The organism is Oscillibacter valericigenes, from assembly GCF_016902445.1.
In the GTDB taxonomy this organism is placed as follows: Bacteria; Bacillota; Clostridia; order Oscillospirales; family Oscillospiraceae; genus Oscillibacter; species Oscillibacter avistercoris.
In genome coordinates this window covers 1-23204 of the sequence record NZ_JACSNX010000030.1, presented here as the reverse complement: position 1 = coordinate 23204, position 23204 = coordinate 1, and the positions used below count along the sequence as shown (strand labels likewise).

Sequence of the window (23204 nt, the reverse complement as noted above, 5' to 3'; positions counted from 1 at the left end):
AAAATGCTTGGACGCCGGACTCCCGGCGGAGAAGCGCGGACTGCCTTTCTTACTTCTCCTCCGCCGCCTGCAGGGCCTTCGCCTCGGCGATGGCCTTCTCCTGGGCTGCCGGCGGGCAGTCCTCGTAGCGGACGAAGTGGAAGGTGAAGCTGCCCCGGCTCTGGGTCATGGACCGCAGGTCGATGGCGTAGCTGCCCATCTCGGCCATGGGCACCTCGGCGGTGATGACCTGGCTGCCGTCGCCGGTGGGATCCATGCCCATGACGCGGCCCCGGCGCTTGTTCAGGTCGCCGATGACGTCGCCCATATAGCTGTCGGGCACGGTGACCTTCAGCTCGCCCACCGGCTCCAGCAGGACGGGATTGGCCTCCGGCAGGGCGGCCTTGTAGGCCAGCTGGGCAGCGGTCTTAAAGGCGATTTCGGAGGAGTCCACCGGGTGATAGGAGCCGTCGTACAGCACGGCCTTCAGGTTCACCACGGGATAGCCCGCCAGGGGACCGTGGGCGCAGGCCTCCCGCAGGCCCTTTTCCACCGCCGGGAAGAAGTTCTTGGGCACGCTGCCGCCGAAGACCTCCTCGGCGAAGATCATATCGTCCTGCTCTGTCTGGGGCTCGAACCGGATCCACACGTCGCCGAACTGGCCGCTGCCGCCGGTCTGCTTCTTGTGGCGGCCCTGCTTCTGGACGGTCTTGCGGATCTTTTCCCGGTAGGGCACCCGGACGGGCTTCAGCTCCGCCTCCACGTTGAAGCGGCTCTTCAGCTTGCTGACCAGCACGTCCACCTGCATGTCGCCGGAGCCGTTCAGGACCATCTGGTGGGTCTCGGCGTTGTTGGTGACGGAGAAGGTGGGGTCCTCCTCGTTGAGCTTGTTGAGGCCCTGGGCGATCTTGTCCTCCTGGCCCCGGCTCTTGGGCACGATGGCCACGGAGTAGCAGGGCTCAGCAAAGGGCAGTTCCTTCAGGGCGACGACCTTGCGGGCGTCGCACAGGGTATCGCCGGTCTTGACCTTCTCCATCTTGCCGATGGCGCCGATGTCACCGCAGCCCAGCTCCTTGACCTCGGTGGCCTTCTTGCCCCGCATGACATACAGGCGGCCCAGCTTCTCGGAGGCGCCGGTGCGGGCATTGACCATGGGCAGGTCCGGCGTCAGGGTGCCGGAGAGGACCTTGACGAAGCTGTACTTGCCGTATTGGTCAGAGACGGTCTTGAACACGAAGGCCGTGGGCACGCCGCCGGGGGAGACCACGAAGGGCTCCGTCTCGCCGTCCTGGCGGGTGGCCTTGTGATAGTTGCCCTCCATGGGGTTGGGCAGCAGGTCCACGATGTCGTCCAGCAGCATCAGGGAGCCCATGCAGTTGACGGCGGAGCCACACAGCACGGGGAACAGGCTCAGTTCCCGCACGCCCTGGCGCAGGCCGTGGATCATCTCGGCGTAGGTGAAATCCTCGCCGCCGAAGAACTTGTCCATGAATTCCTCGCTGGTCTCGGCCACGGACTCCTTCAGGGCGTTGTTGAACTCCTCGATGACGGCGTCCTTGCCCTCGGGGATGTCGATCTCCACCCGCTTCAGATCCTGCATCTCATAGGCGCGCTTGTTCAGCACATCGATGATGCCGGTGACCTTCTTGCCCTCGTCCCAGATGGGCACCACCAGGGGGGCGATCTTGTTGCCGAACCGGGCCCGCAGGGCCTCGAAGGTGGCGTTGTAGTCGCTGTTGTCCTCGTCGGTCTTGGAGATATAGATGAAGCGGGGCATGTTCCGCTCCTCGCAGTATTTCCACGCCTTCTCCAGGCCCACGGACACGCCGTCCTTGGCGGAGCAGACGATGATGGCGGCGTCGGCGGCCCGCAGGGCCTCGATCACCTCGCCGGCGAAGTCGAAGGCGCCCGGCGTGTCCAGCACGTTGATGCGGCACCCCTTGTACTCCAGCGGCGCCACAGCAGTGGAGATGGAGATCTGCCGCTTGGTCTCCTCCGGATCATAGTCGCAGACGGTGTTGCCGTCCGCGCCCCGGCCCATGCGGTCGATGGCACCGGTCATATACAGCAGGCTCTCTGCCAGGGCGGTCTTGCCGTTTCCGCTGTGGCCCAGCAGACAGACGTTGCGGATGTTTTGTACAGAATAGCTCATGTTCGTTCCACTCCTTATGTTGTGCTGTTGCCGCGGCCGGAGAAGGCCGGCCGCAGGGGATGCCTAATGTAGAAATTATACAACCTTTGCCGGTGCAATACAACAAAAATTTTGGCACATTCCCCGTTTTGGGCAGGAGCGTGAAAAAAGTCCGGGAAATTTCGTCATCTCGTCAAAATTCCGCCGCCGGCCGCAGGAAGAGCGCCCCGCTTTCCGATCCGGATCTCGGAAAGCGGGGCGCTCCGGCTGTTCCTTCAGGTGGCGCCGGTGATCCGCTGCAGGATCTCCCCGGCCCGTTTCCAGTTGAAGATGCCGCAGGTGCAGGTCTTGCCCAGCTCCCTGCCGCCCTCTTCACAGGTCATGCGGCCCTTCTGGATCTTGTCGATCACATCCTGGATGCGGCCCACGGACACCATGCCGTGGCCGCACATGGTGTTGATCTCCAGCACCGGCTCCGGCGGCAGCTGGGACGTGCTGCCCCAGACGCCCAGAGAGTACTCCACCGTGTGGGGCGTCAGCCCGCTCTTCCGGCAGCACTCGCCCAGCATATCGAACAGGCCGGAGACCACCACGCTCAGCCCCAGGTCCTCTTCCTTCAGCGCCTTCATAAATTCGATGGCCTTGTCCTGGTCGTCAAACACGCAGTGGACGGTGGCCCCCTCCACCGTGGAGTCCAGCACCCCCTGCTCTCCTCCCAGGGTGTACTCGTTGCCGGTGGAGGCATTGCCGATGCAGATGCAGCCCTTCTCCATCCCCAGCTCCATGAACCGGCGGAGGCGGGCGCCCAGTTCTGCCTGCGGCACATCCACGTCGTTGTAGCGGTGAGCGGGCATCATCAGAAAGACGATATCATCCTTCAGGCTCTCCACGGAGCCCCGGCGATGCAGCGTATGCGACATGTCTCTTCCCTCCCCTTCTCAAAACTGGTGCAGCGGCCGGCCCAGGCCGAGATTCACCTTGCCGTTGGGCCGCACGGAAAAGCCGGCCCCCTCCATGATCTCCCGAACGGCCTGGTCCTGGCCGCCCAGCGTGACGCTGGAGACATCCAGGCTGAATACGGTCGAAGTCTTTGCGGCGATCTCCTTGCAGAGCGCCAGGACCTCTGCCAGCCGCTCCACAGGGACCGAAAACTCCAGGATGGCGGAGTAGACCCGCTCATCCAGGATATCCTCCCGGAAGTACCCGGTCCTGTTGTCCTTCATCATCTGGGTGATGGGATTGCAGGTCTCAAACTCCACCAGCCCCGTGCCGGCCAGGGCCACTGCGATCTCCTGCACCTGGCGGAACGTGGCGGCGGCAATGGGGCGGCCCGCCTCCAGCGCCATGCCCACCCAGCCGGGCTTGAAGCGGCCGGTGACCTCATTGGTCTTCATCTCCTCCGTGCCCCGGCCGCTGACGCCGGTGTCCTCAAAGATGGTGAACACGTCGCTCATCACCGAGCGGACCGCCCGGGGCATCTTCAGCTCCTCCTGGCAGATGGCGTCCTTGCGGCAGACTCTGCTGCGCCGGCAGCAGCTGCACTCCACACAGGCGTCTGCGTCGATCACCGCCTTGCGGCCAGAGACGCTGATGGCACCTACCGGGCAGTACGGAACACACAGTCCGCAGCCCACACAGGCCTCTTGATCGATGTACATACCGATGTCCCTTCTTTCTTTTAAATATACATATTTCGATTTTGTGTACATAGATGGGGAAAAATAAATTCCGCCGCCGGGGATCTTCCAACAAGCGGGACCCGAAGGGCCAGGGAGGAGCGGCGCCGGTTCACGGGGCCGCTCCTCCCCGGAAAGCTTGATCACTGCTGCGCTTCCGCCTTCTTGCCCTTTCTCACGGCCTTCAGCACGACTGGAGCCACCATCAGGGCGACTGTGGCGATCAGCAGGCCCAGGGTGATGGGCCGCTCCCAGAAAATGGAGAGGCTGCCGTTGTTCACCATCAGGGCGCGGTAGAGGTTCTTCTCGATGGTGGGCGTCAGCACGAAGGCCAGCAGCATGGGCGCGGTGGGATAGTCATACTTGTTCATGAAGTAGCCGGCCAGACCGCCCAGCAGCATCACGTAGAGGTTGTTCACCTCGTTGGAGGCGGCGAAGGCGCCGATGAAGCAGAGGGTGACCACCACCGGGGAGATGAGCTTGGAGGGGACGCTGATCAGCCGCACCAGCAGGGGGATCATCAGCATGCCCATGGCCAGGCAGAGGATGTTGCCCACGTACATGCTGGAGATCAGGCCCCAGCAGAACTCCGGCTCATCCGTGAACAGCTGCGGGCCGGGGGTCAGGCCCCACATCATCAGGCCGCTCAGCAGCACGGCCGCCGTGCCGGAGCCCGGGATGCCCAGGGCCAGCAACGGGGCGAACGCGCCGGCGGCGGCAGCGTTGTTGGCAGCCTCGGAGGCGGCGATGCCGTCCGGGATGCCGGTGCCGAACTCCTTGCCCCGCTTGCTGACCTTCTTATTCATCAGGTAGCACAGGAAGGCGGCGATGGTGGCGCCGGAGCCGGGCAGGATGCCCACCACAGTGCCCACCACGCCAGAGCGGAGGACAATCGGAGCGCAGTATTTCGCCTCTTTCTTGGTGATGACGGCGTCCCGGATACGGAGTTTGGTGGATTTCAGCTCGGTGTAATCTGTCTCCTTCGCATGGCTCATCTGCATGACCTGGCTGAATCCGAACACGCCGATGACCAGGGGCACCAGCAGCACGCCGGACAGCAGGCTGATGTTGCCGAAGGTGAACCGGGGCATGCCGGTGGCGCCGTCCGTGCCGATGGTGGCGATCATGATGCCCAGCATGGTGGAGATCAGCCCCTTGGTGGGGGAGTCGCCCAGCAGCCAGCTGATGCTGCTCAGGGACAGGACCATCACGGCCACCATCTCGCTGGGGCCGAACAGCAATCCGATATCCGCCAGCCCCACGCCCAGGAAGGTGAGGATCAGGATACCGATGGTGCCGCCGCAGAAGGACGCCATATTCGTCGTGAACAGGGCTTTTCCGGGATAGCCCTTCCGCATCAGGGGATAGCCGTCCATGGCCGTCATGATGGCGGGAGAGTCGCCGGGGATGTTCAGCAAAATGGCGCTGTAGCCGCCTCCGTACATGTTGCCGTAGTAGATGGCCGCCAGCATGATGATGGCGGATGTCGGATTCATTTTGAAGGTCAGCGGCAGCAGCAGGGCGCACCCCAGCAGGGAGCCGATACCGGGCATGGCACCCACCAGGATCCCCAGGATGCCGCCGCCGGCCGTCATCAGGATGTTCTCCGGCGTCAGGGCGTTTCCGAACCCCTCAAACAACAGCTGCAATGTCTCCACAAGACCGCCCCCTCTCAAACCAGTCCCAGCAGGCCCTGGGGCAGCGGCAGCTGGAGCCAGAGCTTGAAGACGCCGTACAGGAACGCCATGACACACACGGTGACGACCGCCGACTTCTTCCAGCTGTATTTGGACAGGACCTTCAGCCAGCAGAACAGCATCACGGTCAGTGTCAAAAACAGGCCGATCAGCCAGCTGCCAATGAGGCAGAGAACGCCGATCCCCAGGGGAATCATATCCTTCCAGTTGACATCCCGTATGGTCTTTTGAAAATACGCCTTGTCGATCTTTTCCTTCCGAAATGTGTTGACGATCTCGATGATCACCAGCAGGATCAGAAGTCCAGAGGCGAAGGCCGGCAGCAGTCCGCCGCCGATGGACATGCCCTGAAACAGGGTCAGGGATGTCACCGAGGTGACGAACCAGTATGATCCGACACACAGCAGGATCCCGTCGATAATCAGAGGCATCAAAATTCTCCTTTCCTTATCCTTCTCTTCAGAGCCCGCGCCGGCCGCGGCGGCTTTCGCCCCGGCCGGCCGCAGGAGGCAGGGCGTATCCCTTTTGTCAGATCAGTCCCAGTTCCTTCTGGGCGTTGTAATAGGTCTCATACTGATCCTCCATAAAGGCCGTCAGGTCGTCGCCGATGATGAAGGCGGGCGTCAGGCCCCGGGCCAGCAGGTAGTCCTCCGTCCAGGCCGGGTCCTCAGAGACCTGGCGGCAGACCTCCTGCCAGTAGGTCAGGGCCGCGTCGCTCATGCCGGGGGCGCCGGCCAGGCCCCGGAACATCCGGAAGTCGATGTCATATCCCAGCTCAGAGCAGGTGGGGACTTCCTCAAAGCCCTGGATGTTCTCCAGAGGCTCGGCGCTGAAGGATGCCAGGCAGTCCACGCCGCCGGCCTCCAGCTGGGCCTGGCACTCGGAGGGATTGAAGATGCCGCCGGTCAGATGCCCGCCCAGGATGGCGGTCAGGATGTCGCCGGCGGAGTCATAGAGCACATAGGTGACATTGGCTCCGGCCGCCTCGTTCAGCATCAGGGCGCAGACGTTGTCCTCGTTGCCCACGCCGCAGCCGCCGATGGTGACCTCGCCGGGGTGCTCGTTGGAGTAGGCGATCAGGTCGTCCAGGCTCTCGAAGGCCCCGGCAGCGGTACAGATGGTCTGGTCCTCATAGGCCAGCACGGCGATCTGGGTGATGTCGTCCCACTGGTACTCGCTGTCGTTGGCAATGGCGCTGGCCAGCTGGCCGGGTGCATATGTGCAGATGGTGGAGTTGTCTCCCTGCTTGCCGTAGACATAGGCCGTGCCCACCAGTCCGCCGCCTCCGGAGAGGTTCTGGACCACGATGTTGGCATCCACATACCCGCCGTCCGACATGACGTTGGCCAGGGTCCGGGCATAGATGTCCGATCCTCCGCCCGCGCTGTAGGGACAGACAAAGTCAATGGAGCCGCTGGGGGCCCAGGCCCCCGTCTCCTCCGTTCCGTCCGCCGCGGCCGGCTGCCCGCCGGAGCCGCAGCCGGTGGATGCCAGCAGCATCAGTCCTGCCAAAACCAGTGCCGTTCCCCGCATCTTCCTTCTCATCACAACACGCCTTCCTTTCTTTAAAATAGTTCATATTGTGTATACTAAATTTTATTTAGTATTTTTAATAATATAATTGTATCCTCGTGAAAATATGATGTCAATGCTTTTTTGATAAAATATACAAAAACGGTGAAATTGATAAATTTATTTTGTGTTTTTTTACAATTACAACAAATTCATATCACGCTTAACTTTTTATATTTTGCATTTCTTATATTTTTTCTCTTTGCTTTGACGTAAGCTCCATTTTTTGTAAAATTTTCCTAGACTTCTGCTCGTTTCATGGTAAAATACATTATATAGAACTTTTGTTAAGTATTTTTCATCGCTTTATGTATGAAAATTTGGAATTTTTCTACTGTTTACCTTCCCCTTATTTTCCTCATGGCTGTCGAACTCATCCCTTTTGGGTTTTGCCCAAGCGCAAATCTTTATCAGTATCTATAATCAACACATATTTTTTTGGAATTGAATTGATGAAAGGCTGAGTAGTCATATGAAGTGTCCATCGTTTTCCTCCTCTGAAATCTCCTTTTCCTTCACCGAAAATGAACGCCGTGGCGGACGAGCATCCCGTCCTAAAAACGAACAGGTCTACCTGCAGATCCGTGATATGATCTTTCACAACATTTTAAAGCCGGGGCAGAAGTTGATGGAAGATGAACTGGCCACCCTGCTCCAAACAAGCCGCACCCCTGTTCGGGAAGCGCTTCGCAAACTCAGCAGCGAGGGATTGATTACCATCTACCCCAAACGATATGCGGAAGTAACCTATTTTACAGCAGAAATGATCAAGAAGTTGGGTGTTGTCCGGATGTCTCAAGATATTCTGTCTGGGCATCTGGCCATCTACTATGGCAGCGATGCCGAATTCGCCCATTTGCAACAACTAGCGGATACCTGTGAAGTGCAGAACAAAACCGGAGACCTGTGCGCCAGGATTACAGCTGACCGCAGTTTCCACCTTGGAATCACGGAAATCGCCAAAAATGAGCTACTGAGTAAGTACCAGCAGGAAATTTACTTTCGCATTCATCTGATCCATCTACAAAACAATTCAGATGATACGGTCCAGCGGATCTCCTATCACTCCACATTGATTGATTGTCTCCGTCAGAGGGATCAGACCGCCTATGCCAATGCTGTCTGCCGTCGCTGCCAGGAGATGTATCATTTGGACGATAAGATCATTGGTCTATATCTGCATCCTGACCGCTCCCGGGAATAAGCACCTATCAATCACAGAAAGAGTCTGCGTCTGTTGTTGCCAGCTGCAGACTCTTTTTCCATTCCAATGCTTTATACAAGTAAACTTGCTTACTGAGTATCAGATGCTCCCCGTCAATCCCCCCAGCCTCCTTCGTTTCGGGCTTCCTCTCCCTGTGCAGAAGAGCGAAAATTTCCCTTCCCGCCCGCTCCGCCGGGCAAAAACCATTGACAGCACGGGACGGACAATCGTATAATTTCTCACAAGGAGCACAAAGGCGTACTCTTGCTGTCGTCTTGCGCTCTTTTTCTGTTTTCCGGGTATTCATCGCCTTAAAGTGATAAATCAAATTTTCCTGTTCTGGAGGTTTCTGCCATGGGCAAATACACACGCGAGGACATCCTCCGCCTGGTCCGGGAGGAGGACATCCAGTTCATCCGCATGCAGTTCACGGACATCTTCGGCCAGATGAAAAATGTGGCCATCACGGCCTCCCAGATCGAAAAGGCCCTGGACAATCAGATCATGATGGACGGCAGCTCCATCGAGGGGTTCGTCCGCATCGAGGAATCGGACCAGTATCTCTGGCCGGACCTGGACACTTTCGCCATCCTGCCCTGGCGGCCCCAGTACGGCAAGGTGGCCCGGCTGATCTGCGACGTCCACAATCCCGACGGCACCCCCTTTGTGGGGGACCCACGGGGCGTGCTGAAGCGGGCCCTGGCCAGGGCCGGGGAGATGGGCCTCACCTTCAACGCCGGGCCGGAGCTGGAGTTCTTCCTGTTCCAGACCGACGAGGACGGCAGGCCCACCACAAAGACCAGCGACGAGGCGGGCTATTTCGACCTGGGGCCTCTGGACCACGGCGAGTCCACCCGGCGGGAGATCTGCCTGTGCCTGGAGGAGATGGGCTTTGAGATCGAGGCCAGCCATCACGAGGTGGCCGCCGGCCAGCACGAGATCGACTTCAAGTACACCGAGGCCCTGCAGGCGGCAGACAACATCATGACCTTCAAGCTGGCGGTGAAGACCCTGGCCCAGAAGAACGGCCTTCACGCCACCTTCATGCCCAAGCCCGTCTGCGGCGCCGCCGGCAGCGGGATGCATGTGAACATGTCCCTGTTCCGGGATGGGCAGAACGCCTTTTACGACCCGGCGGACCCCCGGAAGCTGTCTCTCCTGGCCTATCAGTTCATCGCCGGGCTGCTGGACCACGTACAGGGCTTCTGCGCCGTCACCAATCCGCTGGTGAACAGCTACAAGCGGCTGGTGCCCGGCTATGAGGCCCCCTGCCACCTGGCCTGGTCCACCGGCAACCGCTCCGCCCTGATCCGCATCCCCACGCCCCGGGGGGCGGGCACCCGGGTGGAGCTGCGGAGCCCGGACCCCTCCTGCAATCCGTACCTGGCCTTCGCCGTGTGCCTGGCCGCCGGGCTGGACGGCATCCAGCGCCGGCTGACGCCGCCGGCGGAGAACAACGAGAACCTCTACGCCATCGCGGCGGATCTGGAGGCTCAGGGGGTCCGGCGGCTGCCCGCCTCTCTGGAGGCAGCCATCCACGCCCTGGAGGCGGACAGCGTGGTCACCGCCGCCCTGGGCGAGCATGTGACGAACCAGTATGTCACCGGCAAGCTGCGGGAGTGGGAGCAGTACCGCGCCCAGGTGACCCAGTGGGAGCTGGACCAGTATTTGGTGACCTGCTGAGACAACAGCGCCGTGAGAGGAGGGAGAGCGCATGGACCGGATCGTGGTGGCATTTTCCCACGAGGAAGCCCAGCGCCGCATCCTGCGGCTGCTGGAGTCTGCCGGCTGCTCTCCCGCCGCCTGCTGCGTCAGCGGAGGCGAGACCATCCGCACCGTCCGGAAGCTGGGCGGGGCCGTGGTGGTCTGCGGCTTCAAATTCCGGGACATGACGGCCAATGAGGTGGCCGCCAGTCTGCGGGGCACCGCCGTGCTGCTGGTGCTGGCCTCCGCCGCCCACCTGGATCTGTGCGAGGGGGAGAACCTGTTCAAGCTGCCCACCCCCGCCGCCCGGTCGGAGTTTTTCGCCACGCTGGATATGCTCTGCCGGCGGGAGGCCCGGCGCCCCCGCCATCCCCAGCCCCAGCGGGATGAGGAAGAGCTGCGGCTGATCCGCCGGGCCAAGGAGCTGCTGATGGAGGTCAACCGCATGAGCGAGGCGGAGGCCCACCGCTTTCTCCAGAAGCGCAGCATGGACACCGGTGCGAAGCTGGCGGATACCGCCCGGCTGGTGCTGGAACACTATACCGTCTGAGGCGGAGCGCCGGAAATGAAGTAACAAAAGGAATGGAGGGTCTCCGGTCATGGAACCGAACCAGAAAAGAACCAATGTATATGATCCCCGTGCGGAACACGACGCCTGCGGCATCGGCGCCGTGGTGAGCCTGAAGGGGACGCCGTCCCACGTCACCGTGGACAATGCCCTGAAGATCGTGGAAAAGCTGGAGCACCGGGCCGGCAAGGACGCCTCCGGCGAGACCGGCGACGGCGTGGGCCTGATGATCCAGGTGCCCCACCGGCTGATGGTGAAGGCCGCCGCTGAGGCAGGCATTGCTCTGGGCGGCCCCCGGGACTACGGTGTGGGGGTGTTCTTCTTCCCCACGGACGCCCTGAAGCGTGCCCAGGCCCAGAAGATGCTGGAGATCATCACCGCCAAGGAAGGTCTGGAGTTCCTGGGCTGGCGGGACGTGCCCACCCATCCGGAGGTGCTGGGGCAAAAGGCCCTGGACTGCATGCCCCATATCTGCCAGTGCTTTGTGCGGCGCCCTGCGGACTGCGCCCGGGGGCTGGACTTCGACCGGCGGCTGTATGTGGTCCGCCGGGAGTTTGAGCAGTCCAATGTGAACACCTATATCCCCTCCTTCTCCAGCCGGACCGTCGTGTACAAGGGCATGTTTCTGGTGGGCCAGCTGCGGAAGTTCTACGCCGACCTGGAGGACCCGGACTGTGAGAGCGCCCTGGCCCTGGTCCACTCCCGGTTCTCCACCAACACCAACCCCAGCTGGGAGCGGGCCCACCCCAACCGCTATATCCTCCACAACGGCGAGATCAACACCATCCGGGGCAATGTGGACCGGATGCTGGCCCGGGAGGAGACCATGCACTCAGCCGTGCTGGAGGCGGACATGGACAAGATCCTGCCGGTGGTGGACCAGAGCGGGTCCGACTCCGCCATGCTGGACAACACCCTGGAATTCCTGATGATGAACGGCATCCCCCTGCCCCAGGCGGTGATGATGTGCATCCCGGAGCCCTGGGCCAATGACCGGAAGATGAGCCGGGAGAAGCGGGACTTCTACCACTACTACGCCACCATGATGGAGCCCTGGGACGGCCCGGCGGCCATCGTGTTCTCCGACGGCGACGTGGTGGGCGCCGTGCTGGATCGGAACGGCCTGCGGCCCTGCCGGTGGTATCTCACCACGGACGACCAGCTGATCCTGTCCTCCGAGGTGGGCGTGCTGGATATCCCGCCGGAGAAGATCGTGAAGAAATCCCGCCTGCAGCCGGGACGGATGCTGCTGGCGGATCTCACCGCCAGGCGGCTGGTGGACGACACCGAGGTCAAGGAGCGGTACGCCCGCCAGCAGCCCTACGGCGAGTGGCTGGATGCCCACCTTGTGTACCTGCGGGACCTTCCCATTCCCAACCGGCGGGTGGAACGGTACGACCAGGAGCGGCGGGATCGGCTGTACAAGGCCTTCGGCTACACCTATGAGGAGGTGAAGGACGCCATCCTCCCCATGGCCCGGGACGGGGCGGAGCCCACCTCCGCCATGGGCGTGGACACGCCGCTGGCGGTGCTGTCGGAAAAGCACCAGCCTCTGTTCAGCTACTTCAAGCAGCTGTTCGCCCAGGTGACGAACCCGCCCATGGACGCCATCCGGGAGGAGATCGTCACCGACACCACCGTGTACGCAGGCTCCGGCGGCAATCTGCTGGAGGAGCGGCCGGAAAACTGCACGGTGCTCCAGATCCACAACCCCATCCTCACCTCTCTGGACCTGATGAAGATCCGGTACATGGACCGGCCCGGCTTCCATGTGGAGACCATCTCCCTGCTGTACTACAAGGGGTCTCCCCTGGCCAATGCCCTGGACCGGCTGTTCGTCAACGTGGACCGGGCCTACAAGAACGGCGCTAACATCCTGATCCTGTCAGACCGGGGGGTGGACGAAAACCACGTGGCCATCCCCTCCCTGCTGGCGGTCTCCGCCCTGGAGCAGTACCTGGTGCGGACAAAAAAGCGCACCGCCGTCTCCATGATCCTGGAGAGCGCGGAGCCTCGGGACGTCCACCACTTCGCCACCCTCTTAGGCTACGGCGCCCAGGCCATCAACCCCTATCTGGCCCAGGAGTGCGTGGAGGAGCTGGTGTCCCTGGGGATGCTGGACAAGGACCCCACCGCCGCCGTCAACGACTACAACAGCGCCATCCTCCACGGCATCGTGAAGATCGCCTCCAAGATGGGCATCTCCACCATCCAGTCCTATCAGTCCGCCCAGATCTTCGAGTGCCTGGGCATCAACCGGGACGTGGTGGACCGGTACTTCACCAACACCGTCAGCCGGGTGGAGGGCATCGGCCTGGCGGAGATCGAGGAGGGCGTGGAGTGGAACCACAACCAGGCCTTCGATCCCCTGGGGCTGGGCTACGACACCTCCCTGGACTCCACCGGCATCCATCAGCTGCGCTCCGGCCCCGACAAGGAGGACCACATGTACAACCCCCGGACCATTCTGCTGCTGCAGAAGGCCGTCCGGGAGGGCAGCTATGAGACCTTCAAGGAGTACTCCGCCCTGGTGGATGAGCCCGCCAAGCCCCACACCCTGCGGGGCCTGCTGGATCTCCACTTCGATGAGAACGGCGGCATCCCCATCGACGAGGTAGAGCCCGTGGCGTCCATCGTCCGCCGGTTCAAGACCGGCGCCATGAGCTACGGCTCCATCTCCCAGGAGGCCCACGAGTGCCTGGCCGTCGCCATGAACCGGATCGGCGGCAAGTCCAACTCCGGCGAGGGGGGCGAGGACGCCGAGCGGCTCAAGGACGAGCGCTGCTCCGCCATCAAGCAGGTGGCTTCGGGCCGGTTCGGCGTCACCAGCGCGTACCTGACTAGCGCCCAGGAGATCCAGATCAAGATGGCCCAGGGGGCCAAGCCCGGCGAGGGCGGCCACCTGCCCGGCAAGAAGGTCTACCCCTGGATCGCCAAGACCCGGTGCTCCACGCCGGGGGTGACGCTGATCTCCCCGCCGCCCCACCACGACATCTACTCCATCGAGGATCTGGCCCAGCTGATCTACGACCTGAAAAACGCCAACCGCCGCGCCCGCATCAGCGTGAAGCTGGTCAGCGAGGCGGGGGTCGGCACCATCGCCGCCGGTGTGGCCAAGGCCGGCGCCCAGGTGGTGCTGATCTCCGGCCATGACGGCGGCACCGGCGCCGCCCCCCGCAGCTCCATCCACGGGGCGGGCCTGCCCTGGGAGCTGGGCGTGGCGGAGGCCCACCGGGCCCTCATCGCCAACGGCCTGCGGAGCCACGTGGCCCTGGAGGCCGACGGCAAGCTGATGACCGGCCGGGACGTGGCCATCGCCTGCATGCTGGGGGCGGAGGAGTTCGGCTTTGCCACCGCCCCTCTGGTGGCCCTGGGCTGCTGCATGATGCGGGTGTGCAACCTGGACACCTGCCCGGCGGGCATCGCCACCCAGAATCCCCAGCTGCGCAGGCGCTTCTCCGGCAAGCCGGAGTACGTGGTGAACTTCATGGAATTCGTGGCCCAGGAGCTGCGGGAGTATATGGCGGCCTTAGGCATCCGCACCGTGGACGAGCTGGTGGGCCGCAGCGACCTGCTGCGGGTCCGGGAGAACCTGGTGACCCACCGGGCGGAGACCCTGGACCTCCGCAGCCTGCTGGAGAATCCCTGGCAGAGCCGGACCGCCCACTTTGACCCCAAGGACGTCTACGACTTCCATCTGGAGCGGACTCTGGACGAGAGCGTGCTGCTGGCCAAGCTGGGCAAGAGCCTGAAAGCCAAGAAGACCGGCCGGCTGGACCTGCAGGTCTCCTCCACAGACCGGGCCTTCGGCACCCTGTTCGGCTCTGAGATCACCCGGCAGTGCGGCGACACCCTGCCGGACGACAGCTACGTCATCACCTGCCACGGCGGCGGGGGACAGTCCTTCGGCGCCTTCATCCCCAAGGGACTGACCCTGGAACTGGAGGGCGACTGCAACGATGGGCTGGGCAAGGGCCTCTCCGGCGGCAGGCTGGTGCTGTACCCGCCCAAGGGCAGCACCTTTGACCCCGGCGAAAACATCATCGTGGGCAACGTGGCCCTGTACGGCGCCACCTCCGGCCAGGCGTTTATCAACGGCTGCGCCGGCGAGCGGTTCTGTGTCCGCAACTCCGGCGCCGTCGCCGTGGTGGAGGGCGTGGGGGACCACGGCTGCGAGTATATGACCGGCGGCCGGGTGGTGATCCTGGGCACCACAGGCAAAAATTTTGCGGCCGGCATGTCCGGCGGCATCGCCTATGTGCTGGATGAGCACCACGACCTCTATATGCGCCTCAACAAGGACCAGGTGATGACGGACACCCTGACGGAGCCCCACGACATCGCCGAGCTCCGCTCCCTCATCGAGGCCCATGTGGCCGCCACCGGCTCCCCCCGGGGCAAGAAGATCCTGGCGGCCTTCCACTCCTATATCCCCTGCTTCAAGAAGGTCATGCCCCGGGACTACGACCGGATGCTCCGGTCCATCGCCCAGTATGAGGAAAAGGGCATGAGCCGCCAGCAGGCGGAGATCGAGGCGTTCTACGCCAATACCAGAGCTTAAGGAGGCTGGACGACATGGGAAAACCCACTGGTTTTTTGGAATATGCCCGCCGGGAGGACGCCTGCCGGCCCGCGGCGGAGCGGGTCCATGACTGGGCGGAATTCCATCTCCCCCTGCCGGAGGAATTCCGGCGCCAGCAGGGGGCCCGCTGCATGAACTGCGGCGTCCCCTTCTGCCAGACGGGGATGGTGTATGAGGGCAGCACCTTCGGCTGCCCCCTCCACAACCTGATCCCGGAGTGGAACGACATGATCCTCTCCGGCAACTGGGGCCACGCCCTCAGCCGGCTGCTGAAATCCAACAACTTTCCGGAGTTCACCGGCCGGGTGTGCCCTGCCCCCTGTGAGCACGCCTGCGTCTGCAGCATCTACGGGGACCCCATCACCATTCGGGACAACGAACTCAGCGTCATTGAAGACGCCTTCGCCAGCCGCCGGATGCGCCCCCGCCGTCCGCCCCAGTGGTCCGGGAAGAAGGTCTGCGTGGTGGGCTCCGGCCCGGCGGGCCTGGCGGCGGCGGACCAGCTGAACCACCGGGGCCACCTGGTGACGGTGGTGGAGCGGGCGGAACGGCCCGGCGGCCTGCTGATGTACGGCATCCCCAACATGAAGCTGCCCAAGGACGTGGTCCAGCGGCGGATCGACCTGATGACCGACGAGGGCGTCACCTTCGTCTGCGGGCTGGACGCGTCGGACGAAGCCACCGCCCGGCGGCTGATGAGCGAGTACGACGCCGTGCTGCTGTGCTGCGGCGCCGGGGAGCCCCGGCCCCTGGGGCTGGACACCGCCGGCGTCACCGGCGTGTGCTACGGCACGGAGTACCTGAAGTCCGCCGTGGAGCGGGCCCAGTTCGGCAAGGAGGAGACGGACATCCCCTCCGCCGCCGGACTGGATGTGGTGATCATCGGCACCGGCGACACCGCCAGCGACTGTGTGGCCACCGCCCTGCGGCAGGGCTGCCGGTCCGTGACCCAGCTGGTGCGCCGTCCCCAAACGGACTATCTGGACGCCCAGGGCCAGCTGCCGGCGGACTACGCCCACGAAGAGGCCCTGGCCGTTACCGGCCGGGATCCCCGCCGGTTCGGCGTCCAGGTGAAGAGCCTGGTCACCGGGGAGGGCGGAGCCCTCACCGGCGTGGCCACCACGGAGGGGGACACCCTCCCCTGCCAGCTGCTGATCGGCGCCACCGGCTTTGCCGGGTGCGAGAAAAGCGTATGCGACGCCTTCGGCGTGGAGGCGGACAAGACGGTCCGCACGGCGCCGGGGAGCTACGCCACCAGCGTGGAGAAGGTGTTCGCCGCCGGCGACATGCGCCGGGGCCAGTCCCTGGTGGTGTGGGCCATCGCCGAGGGCCGCTCCGCCGCAGCGGAGGTGGACCAGTATCTGGTGGGCTACACGAACCTGAAGCGCAGCGTCTGAGGTCTGCCTCCGGAAAACCGGACCGAAGAGAACAGCGGCACGGCTCGAAAGAGCCGTGCCGCTTCCTTATGGGGTTCGGGGCTTTCCGGGGCGGGTCAGTCCACCTCCCGCAGCCGCTCCACGATGGTGGATTTGGAGACGGAGCGGTACACCGCCAGGGGCACCAGCACGCCCAGCAGGGCAAACACCGGCACCACGATCAAAAACGGCGTCAGGGTCAGGCGGTAGGTGAAGAACCAGAACAGGCTCCCTACCGCCGTGAAGGCCACCGGGCCCAGTGCCAGGGTCAGGATCAGGGAGATCACCGCAGCCCCCAGGGCGTAGAACAGTCCCTCGTACACCAGCATAGCCTTCAGCTGTCTGCCCGTCATGCCGATGGACTGGAGCACGGCGAACTCCCGCTTGCGGGCAATGATGCCGGTGAGGATGGCGTTGAAAAAGTTCAGCACTCCTACCAGGCCCACGATGAAGCTCAGGGCCCCGCCGCACAGCTGGAACATGGAGCGCATCCCCTCAAACTCCGCAGCGTAGAGGGCCTTGCTCTCGTAGTCGAACTGGGGGTTCACGTTCTCCGTGTAGTCCCGGAGGAATTCCTCCATGGCGTCATTGGCCTCGTCGGCGGTGTCGAAGGCGTAGTACATGACGTCCGACGTGCCGCTGTCCCGGAGGAAGGTCTGGTCGTTCAGGATGAACTCGTCCGCGCCGTAATAGCGGTAGGAGAAGGCGGAGGGCACTGTCACCAGGGCGGCCACCTCATATTCCACGTCCCGGTATTTCACCGGCTGCGCCACCCAGTTGGCGCCGGCGGGCACGTCCTCCGGGCTGGCGTAGGCGATTCCGGTGTCCGGGTCCACATACGCCGTCTCCTCCACATACCGGACGGTGACGGTGTCCCCCAGCCGGGCCCAGTGGGAGTCCAGTTCCGCGCTGCCGTAGTCGTCGTCGGCATACACGGCGGCCACATACTGGCCTCCGTCCTCATAGAGCTTGGACAGATCGCCATCCAGCACCGTCAGGTGGTCCAGGGCGAAATCACTCATGCCGGAGAGCTGGATCCGGTCGGCCAGCAGGCCCTCCTCGTTCCGCTCGGTCAGACGGATCAGGTTGTCCATCTGCTCCGGGGTGTAGAAGCGCTCCTTGTTCTGCCGGAACCAGTCCTCGGTGACGTACTCCAGGGCTCCGAAGGTCTGGCCGTAGATCACGCCGCTGCCGGTGATGCCGCCCTGGGCACTGATGTCGTCGATGACGGACTGGGGCACGGCCATGTCGGCGGTGAAATCCAGAACGCTGTTCTGGAACTTCCCGGCGTCCGCCACGATGAAGTCACTGGCGGTGAAGTTGGACACATACTTGTCCATGTCGAAGCCATTGGCGAAGTTCACGGTCACCGTCAGCAGCACCACCGCCAGGGACAACGACGTGACGGTGACGGCGGTCTTGCCCCGGCTGCGGCCCAGGTTGGCCCAGGCCATGGACAGCAGGGACACGCCCCCGCGGCCCTTCTTCGTCTTGCGCCTGATGGTGCCGCCCTCGGTGTACCGCACCGCCTCGATGGGGGAGACCCTGGCGGCCGCCCGGCCGGGCTTCCGGCAGGAGAGGAGCACCGTCACCAGGGAGAACAGCGCCGCCCCGATGAAGATCACCGGGCTCACGGAGGTCACGGGCACGATCCCCTCCAGCTGGGACACAATGGCCGGCGTGATCTGGCCGCCGATGAACCAGCCCGCGATCAGCCCCAGGGGGATGCCCGCCAGGGACAGCGTCAGCGCCTGCTGGCGGATGATCCAGCCCAGCTGCCGGGGCGTGGTGCCGATGGTCTTCAGCAGGCCGTAGAACCGGATATCGTTTGTGACGGAGATCTGGAACACGTTGTAGATGATGAGGTACCCGGTGAAGATAATGAGCAGCAGCATGGCGGCGATGGCGGCGACCACGATGGGATCCAGATTGTCGCTGAGCTGGGCGCCGGTGTAGCCCCAGTTGACGCCGGTGTCGATGTAGTCATCCCCGGCGGTCTCGCTCTGGTAGCCGTGGTCGGCCAGGATCTGGCTCAGGTCCTGCTCGATGTGCCGGGAGCCGCTCTTCAGCATCACGTCCAGGTTCCAGGTGCCGATCATGCCGTTGCTGCCGGGCGGGGTCACCCCCGTCTCGTCCAGGACGGCGTCCACCCGGCTCTCCGGGATCAGGACGTGGCTGGCCACGATAGCCTCGTCCCGCTCCCACCAGCCGGAGAGGGTGAAGGTCTGGGTGGTGGTGCGGCCGTCCACGTCAAAGGTGAGGGTGAATTTCGCGCCGATCTCTGGCTCGATCCCCAGCAGCTCCAGCACCGCCGTGTCGGTGGCGGCCTCGTCGGTGCCCTCTTCCGGCAGGCGGCCCTCGATGGGGTCGCAGTACATCCAGTGGGCGTCATTGGCGTCGCACCAGCTCACCTCCACGTGGGACTTGTTGAAGGGCACCTCTGTGGGCATGCCCAGGAAGCGCCGGACGCCCCACTGGTCGATGCGGGGATCGTCCTTCAGCTCGTTGAACTGCTCCTCCGTCAGGTACTTGAACCCGCCGTGGGAGAAGCCGCCCACCTGCCGGAAGTTGGACTGCTGGAACCCGTCGTTGATGGACATGGCGATGGTGAAGAGGGACGTGAACAGCACCGTGGTCAGGGCGATGGCGAGAATGGCAATGAGGTTGCGGGTTTTCGCCGCCTTCATGGACCGCCAGCCCAGGCGGCGGATGGTCCTGCCGTTGGATACCTTCATCATGGCCTTCACCCCCGCACCACGATCCGGCCGTCCTCGATGCGGATGATCCGGTCCGCCATCTGGGCCAGCTCCTCGTTGTGGGTGATCATGACGATGGTCTGGCTGAACTTCTGGGCGGTGACCTTCAGCAGGCCCATCACGTCCAGGCTGGTGGCGGAGTCCAGGTTGCCGGTGGGCTCGTCCGCCAGGATGATGGCGGGCTTGGCCGCCAGGGCCCGGGCGATGGCCACCCGCTGCTGCTGGCCGCCGGAGAGGTTGTTGGGCAGGTTCTGGAGCTTGTTCCCCAGCCCCAATGTCTCGATGATCTGGTCCACATAGCCCCTGTCCGGGGCCTTGCCATCCAGCTGGATGGGCAGGACGATGTTCTCATACACGTTCAGCACCGGCACCAGGTTGTAGTTCTGGAACACGAAGCCGATCTTCCGCCGCCGGAAGATGGTCAGTTCCTCATCTTTCAGGGCGGAGAGCTCCCTGCCGTCCACGGTGACGGTGCCGGAAGTGGGCCGGTCCAGGCCCCCCAGCATGTGGAGCAGGGTGGACTTGCCGGAGCCGGAGGTACCCACCACCGCCACGAACTCGCCCTTTTCCACCGTCAGGTCCACCCCGTCCAAGGCCCGGACCTCCGTATCGCCGGAGCCGTAGACCTTCCGCAGATCCTTCGTTTCCAAAATCGTCATAGCACATTCCTCCAGGAAAAAGTCTGTATTGCCTTTCGACAATACAGACTGTACCAAAGAAATCTTTCCACATTCTTTCTGAAATCTAACAGGTTTGAAAGAATTAGGAGTTAGGAATGAGGAATTGTGGAGCCGCCGAAGGCGGCGATTTCAATTTGTCCGGCGCCGCCGGACACCAAAATTCCTAACTCCTCATTTCTAATTCCTAATTCCTCATTGCGCTTCACTCTACTCTGGGCAGGAACAGGGAGAAGGTGCTCCCCTCCCCCGGGCGGCTGGTGACTTTGAGATATCCGCCCTGGCCGGCGGCGATCTGCCGGGCCAGGTACAAGCCGATGCCCACGCCCTCCTCCCCGCTGACGGAGGGGGAGCGGTAGAACCGCTGGAAGATCTTCGCCTGCTCCGCCTCCGGGATGCCGGGGCCGGTGTCGGTGATGTCAATCCGGCAGAACAGCTCGTACCCCACGGCCCGGAGGGTGACGCTGCCGCCAGTGGGGGTGTACTTCACGGCGTTGTCCACCAGGTTGTACAGGGCCTCCGTGGTCCATTTGGGGTCGAAGCGGGCACTCAGGTCCGTCGGCTCCACCGTGAGGGCGATGCCCCTGGCCTCTGCCCTGGGGGCGGCCTGGGCCGCCGCACCGTCCAGCAGACTCTGGAGCGGGTTGACCACCGGCGTCATGGCGAGAATGCCGCTCTCCAGTCGGGAGGTCTTGACCAGCGCGTCGATGAGGAAGCGCAGCTTCTCCGCCTGCCCCTCCAGGGCGGAGACGTAGGCCCGGCTCTCCGGCGGCAGGTCCTGCTCTGCCAGCAGCTGGGCGTACAGCAGCAGGTTTGCGATGGGGGTTTTCGTCTGGTGGGAGATGTCCCCGATCAGGGTCTTGATGGCGTCCTTCTCCGCCGCCAGGTTCCGGGCAGACACGGTGTTGGAGGAGAGATAGTGGGCCATCCGGGTCTCCAGGGCGGAGAGGCGGCTCTCGTCATAGAGGGACTCCTGAAAATCGCCCCGGATGGCGTCGTCCAGCATGCGGTCCAGGGTGTCCAGCATCCGGCGGGAGCGGAGATGGGTCCAGAGGGCGATGCCCGCTGCCGCCAGCAGGGCCAGGACCGCCCGGGCCAAGGGGCCGTATTCCACTGTCATGTCAGTTCACCGCCCATGTGTAGCCCAGGCCGTACACGGTCTTGATGAACCGGGGCCTGGAGGGGGTCTCCTCCAGCTTGTCCCGCAGCCGCTTCACCGTGACGGAGAGGGCGTTCTCATCCACATACGCCGCCCCGTCGGTCCAGATCCGGTCCACCAGCTGGGCCCGGGTGAGGGTGCGGCCCCGGTTCTCCACCAGCAGCCGCAGCAGCTTCTGCTCGGTCTTGCTCAGCTCCACCGGCTGCCCGTCCCGCTGGAACTCCATCCGGTCAAAATCCAGGGACAGCCCCTCCGCCTCGTAGCGGGCGGCGGCCGGTGTCCCCCGGCGGAGCTGGGCGTTGACCCGGGCCCGCAGCACTGCCAGGGAGAAGGGCTTGGTGATGTAGTCGTCCGCCCCCAGCTCCAGCCCCGCCACGATGTCCGTCTCCAGATCGTTGGCGGTCAGCAGGATCACCGGGACGGCGTGCTCCCTCCGGAGGGTGCGGAGGAAGTCCAGTCCGTTCCCGTCCGGCAGATTGACGTCCAGGATCAGCAGGTCGAAGGCCCCGTCCTCCAGGGTCCGGCGGCCCTCCGCCAGGGTGCGGCACACGGTCACCCGCAGGCCGCCGCCCTCCAGTGCCAGACGGATGCCCCGGCCCAGGGCGTCGTCATCCTCCACCAGCAGCAGTTCATGCATTGTGAGATCCCCTCTCTGTCGGTTTCCAAATCGTATATCAGTATAGCAACCGCCGGCGAAAGACGCAACCAAAATCCCGCCCCGGACAGAAAAACCCCGCCGGGCAGGCAGAAAGCGCTGTCCGGCGGGGCCGTTTTTTTCACTTGCGGGCGGTCCAGTTTTCCACGCTCTTCAAAAAGGGCTCCTGCAGCCGGCCCCGGAAGTCCGCCAGGGAATCCTCGTCCCACCGGTACAGCCCCTCCCCGGCCTTCTGGCCGGTGCGGCCGTCCCGGATACCGTCGGAGACGATTTTCTGGATCTTGTCCGTGTTGCAGAGAGTGGGGTAGACATTTTCGGCGATGGCCCGCTCCAGCTCAAAGCCCACGGCGTCAAAATACTCCAGCAGGCCGATGGAGGCGTACCGCATCCCCACGGCGTATTTTACCGCCCGGTCAATGTCCGCCGGCGTAGCCACGTCCTTTTCCAGCAGATCCAGGGACTCCCGGAACAACGCCTGGGCAAAGCGGTTCACCAGAAAGCCCGGCACACTTTTCTTCAGTGTGACCACCTGCCGGCCCAGGCGCTCCAGCAGGGCTTTCGCCCGGGCCATGGTGTCCTCCGTGGTGGCGCCGCAGGGCACCACCTCCACCAGCGGCTGCAGATGCACCGGCTGGAAGGGGTGGGCCACCAGAAAGTGTTCGGGGTCTCCGCACAGGTCCCCCAGCTCCTCCGCCCCCAGGGACGATGTGCAGGAGGCGATGATCACGTCCCCGCCGCCGTGGGTCCGGATGGTCTGATACACCTGCCGCTTGACCGCCAGGTCCTCGGAGACCGCCTCAAACACAAAGGTGCACCCCGCCAGCGCCGCCGGGTCATCTGTAATGGTCATCCGCTCCAGCGCCGCCGTCTTGGCGGCCTCCGTGGCCAGGCCGGCGGCGATCAGGTCGTCCCAGTTCCGGGCCACCGCCCGGCGGCACCGCTCCTGCCCGCCTTTGGAGTGGCCGATGACCACCGTTTCACAGCCGTTTCCAATGGTCAGCGTCGCCTGGCCGCTGCCGATGGTCCCGGTCCCGTAAATGCCGATCTTCTCTTGCATGGGTTTGTTCCCTCCCCGCGGCCGGAGCCGCATGTTTTCAGTCCGCCGGCAGCGGTCCCCCTTACGGGTTCACCACATTGATGGGCTTGCCGGCCAGATACGCCCGCACGTTGTCCACCGTGCAGTCCATGATCCGCTGACGGCTCTCCTTGGGCGCCCAGGAGATGTGGGGCGTGAGGATGCAGTTCTTGGCCTTCAGCAGGGGGTTGTCCCCGCGGATGGGTTCCGTGGACACCACGTCCAGACCCGCCGCAGCCACCTTACCGCTGTTCAGGGCGTCCGCCAGGTCCTGCTCCACCACCATCTGCCCCCGGCTGTTGTTGATGATGATGACCCCGTCCTTCATCTTGGCGATGTTCTCCTTGTTGATGA

Annotated in this window: 17 protein-coding genes; 5 read left to right on the top strand and 12 right to left on the bottom strand. The window is 63.7% G+C overall.

Translation table 11 applies throughout. The features are described 5' to 3' along the window. Nucleotides 1–49 precede the first annotated feature (49 nt). The 6 genes from H9X91_RS13000 to H9X91_RS12975 form a co-directional block, all read right to left on the bottom strand. Complete coding sequence (locus H9X91_RS13000) at nt 50–2131, bottom strand: elongation factor G (RefSeq protein WP_204805631.1); 2082 nt, start codon at nt 2129–2131, stop codon at nt 50–52. Nucleotides 2132–2385: 254 nt separating this feature from the next. Then, entirely contained in the window at nt 2386–3030 is a 645-nt protein-coding gene (locus H9X91_RS12995; protein ID WP_204805629.1) for a hypothetical protein, read from the bottom strand. An 18-nt stretch (nt 3031–3048) separates the two neighbouring features. Then, nucleotides 3049–3768: a DUF362 domain-containing protein gene (locus H9X91_RS12990; protein ID WP_204805627.1), complete on the bottom strand. Its 720-nt coding sequence runs from the start codon at nt 3766–3768 to the stop codon at nt 3049–3051. A 161-nt stretch (nt 3769–3929) separates the two neighbouring features. Beyond that, nucleotides 3930–5444 carry a tripartite tricarboxylate transporter permease gene (locus H9X91_RS12985; protein ID WP_325193521.1) on the bottom strand — a complete coding sequence of 505 codons (1515 nt, stop codon included), beginning with the start codon at nt 5442–5444 and terminating at the stop codon, nt 3930–3932. A 14-nt stretch (nt 5445–5458) separates the two neighbouring features. Then, nucleotides 5459–5914, bottom strand: a complete 456-nt coding sequence (locus H9X91_RS12980; protein ID WP_204805625.1) for a tripartite tricarboxylate transporter TctB family protein — start codon at nt 5912–5914, stop codon at nt 5459–5461. 97 nt (nt 5915–6011) lie between these two features. Next, a complete protein-coding gene (locus tag H9X91_RS12975; protein ID WP_243414558.1) occupies nt 6012–7028 on the bottom strand; it encodes a Bug family tripartite tricarboxylate transporter substrate binding protein in 1017 nt (338 codons plus the stop codon). A 499-nt stretch (nt 7029–7527) separates the two neighbouring features. Between H9X91_RS12975 and H9X91_RS12970 the strand changes: the two genes are divergently transcribed. The 5 genes from H9X91_RS12970 (at nt 7528) to H9X91_RS12950 (ending at nt 16510) form a co-directional block, all read left to right on the top strand. Next, nucleotides 7528–8259: a GntR family transcriptional regulator gene (locus H9X91_RS12970; protein WP_204805621.1), complete on the top strand. Its 732-nt coding sequence runs from the start codon at nt 7528–7530 to the stop codon at nt 8257–8259. A 354-nt stretch (nt 8260–8613) separates the two neighbouring features. Continuing rightward, a complete protein-coding gene (gene glnA, locus H9X91_RS12965; RefSeq protein WP_204805619.1) occupies nt 8614–9942 on the top strand; it encodes a type I glutamate--ammonia ligase in 1329 nt (442 codons plus the stop codon). A gap of 31 nt (nt 9943–9973) precedes the next feature. After that, nucleotides 9974–10513 (top strand): ANTAR domain-containing response regulator, encoded by a 540-nt coding sequence (locus tag H9X91_RS12960; protein ID WP_204805617.1) that lies wholly within the window; start codon nt 9974–9976, stop codon nt 10511–10513. Between the two features lie 49 nt (nt 10514–10562). Further along, nucleotides 10563–15092 (top strand): glutamate synthase large subunit, encoded by a 4530-nt coding sequence (gltB, locus tag H9X91_RS12955; protein ID WP_204805615.1) that lies wholly within the window; start codon nt 10563–10565, stop codon nt 15090–15092. Between the two features lie 14 nt (nt 15093–15106). Further along, entirely contained in the window at nt 15107–16510 is a 1404-nt protein-coding gene (locus H9X91_RS12950; RefSeq protein WP_204805613.1) for a glutamate synthase subunit beta, read from the top strand. 95 nt (nt 16511–16605) lie between these two features. Here H9X91_RS12950 and H9X91_RS12945 read toward each other — a convergent pair whose 3' ends face one another. The 6 genes from H9X91_RS12945 to H9X91_RS12920 form a co-directional block, all read right to left on the bottom strand. Then, the gene (locus H9X91_RS12945; protein ID WP_204805612.1) at nt 16606–19266 is read right to left on the bottom strand and encodes an ABC transporter permease; all 2661 of its coding nucleotides are present in this window, start codon (nt 19264–19266) and stop codon (nt 16606–16608) included. A 5-nt stretch (nt 19267–19271) separates the two neighbouring features. Further along, a complete protein-coding gene (locus tag H9X91_RS12940; RefSeq protein ID WP_204805611.1) occupies nt 19272–19943 on the bottom strand; it encodes an ABC transporter ATP-binding protein in 672 nt (223 codons plus the stop codon). 223 nt (nt 19944–20166) lie between these two features. Next, nucleotides 20167–21081, bottom strand: coding sequence for a sensor histidine kinase (locus H9X91_RS12935; RefSeq protein ID WP_204805610.1), 915 nt, complete (start codon nt 21079–21081; stop codon nt 20167–20169). Nucleotide 21082: 1 nt separating this feature from the next. Continuing rightward, nucleotides 21083–21757, bottom strand: coding sequence for a response regulator transcription factor (locus H9X91_RS12930; protein ID WP_204805609.1), 675 nt, complete (start codon nt 21755–21757; stop codon nt 21083–21085). A gap of 139 nt (nt 21758–21896) precedes the next feature. Further along, the gene (locus H9X91_RS12925; RefSeq protein ID WP_204805608.1) at nt 21897–22832 is read right to left on the bottom strand and encodes a 3-hydroxyacyl-CoA dehydrogenase family protein; all 936 of its coding nucleotides are present in this window, start codon (nt 22830–22832) and stop codon (nt 21897–21899) included. 61 nt (nt 22833–22893) lie between these two features. Further along, on the bottom strand, nt 22894–23204 hold a 311-nt coding region (locus tag H9X91_RS12920; RefSeq protein WP_275552542.1), incomplete at its 5' end, for an NAD(P)-dependent oxidoreductase.

Coding starts and splice junctions, on each gene's coding strand:
- H9X91_RS13000 (WP_204805631.1), bottom strand. CDS start 2,131: ATGAGCTATTCTGTACAAAACATCCGCAACGTCTGTCTGCTGGGCCAC.
- H9X91_RS12995 (WP_204805629.1), bottom strand. CDS start 3,030: ATGTCGCATACGCTGCATCGCCGGGGCTCCGTGGAGAGCCTGAAGGAT.
- H9X91_RS12990 (WP_204805627.1), bottom strand. CDS start 3,768: ATGTACATCGATCAAGAGGCCTGTGTGGGCTGCGGACTGTGTGTTCCG.
- H9X91_RS12980 (WP_204805625.1), bottom strand. CDS start 5,914: ATGCCTCTGATTATCGACGGGATCCTGCTGTGTGTCGGATCATACTGG.
- H9X91_RS12975 (WP_243414558.1), bottom strand. CDS start 7,028: ATGAGAAGGAAGATGCGGGGAACGGCACTGGTTTTGGCAGGACTGATG.
- H9X91_RS12970 (WP_204805621.1), top strand. CDS start 7,528: ATGAAGTGTCCATCGTTTTCCTCCTCTGAAATCTCCTTTTCCTTCACC.
- glnA (WP_204805619.1), top strand. CDS start 8,614: ATGGGCAAATACACACGCGAGGACATCCTCCGCCTGGTCCGGGAGGAG.
- H9X91_RS12960 (WP_204805617.1), top strand. CDS start 9,974: ATGGACCGGATCGTGGTGGCATTTTCCCACGAGGAAGCCCAGCGCCGC.
- gltB (WP_204805615.1), top strand. CDS start 10,563: ATGGAACCGAACCAGAAAAGAACCAATGTATATGATCCCCGTGCGGAA.
- H9X91_RS12950 (WP_204805613.1), top strand. CDS start 15,107: ATGGGAAAACCCACTGGTTTTTTGGAATATGCCCGCCGGGAGGACGCC.
- H9X91_RS12945 (WP_204805612.1), bottom strand. CDS start 19,266: ATGATGAAGGTATCCAACGGCAGGACCATCCGCCGCCTGGGCTGGCGG.
- H9X91_RS12940 (WP_204805611.1), bottom strand. CDS start 19,943: ATGACGATTTTGGAAACGAAGGATCTGCGGAAGGTCTACGGCTCCGGC.
- H9X91_RS12935 (WP_204805610.1), bottom strand. CDS start 21,081: ATGACAGTGGAATACGGCCCCTTGGCCCGGGCGGTCCTGGCCCTGCTG.
- H9X91_RS12930 (WP_204805609.1), bottom strand. CDS start 21,757: ATGCATGAACTGCTGCTGGTGGAGGATGACGACGCCCTGGGCCGGGGC.
- H9X91_RS12925 (WP_204805608.1), bottom strand. CDS start 22,832: ATGCAAGAGAAGATCGGCATTTACGGGACCGGGACCATCGGCAGCGGC.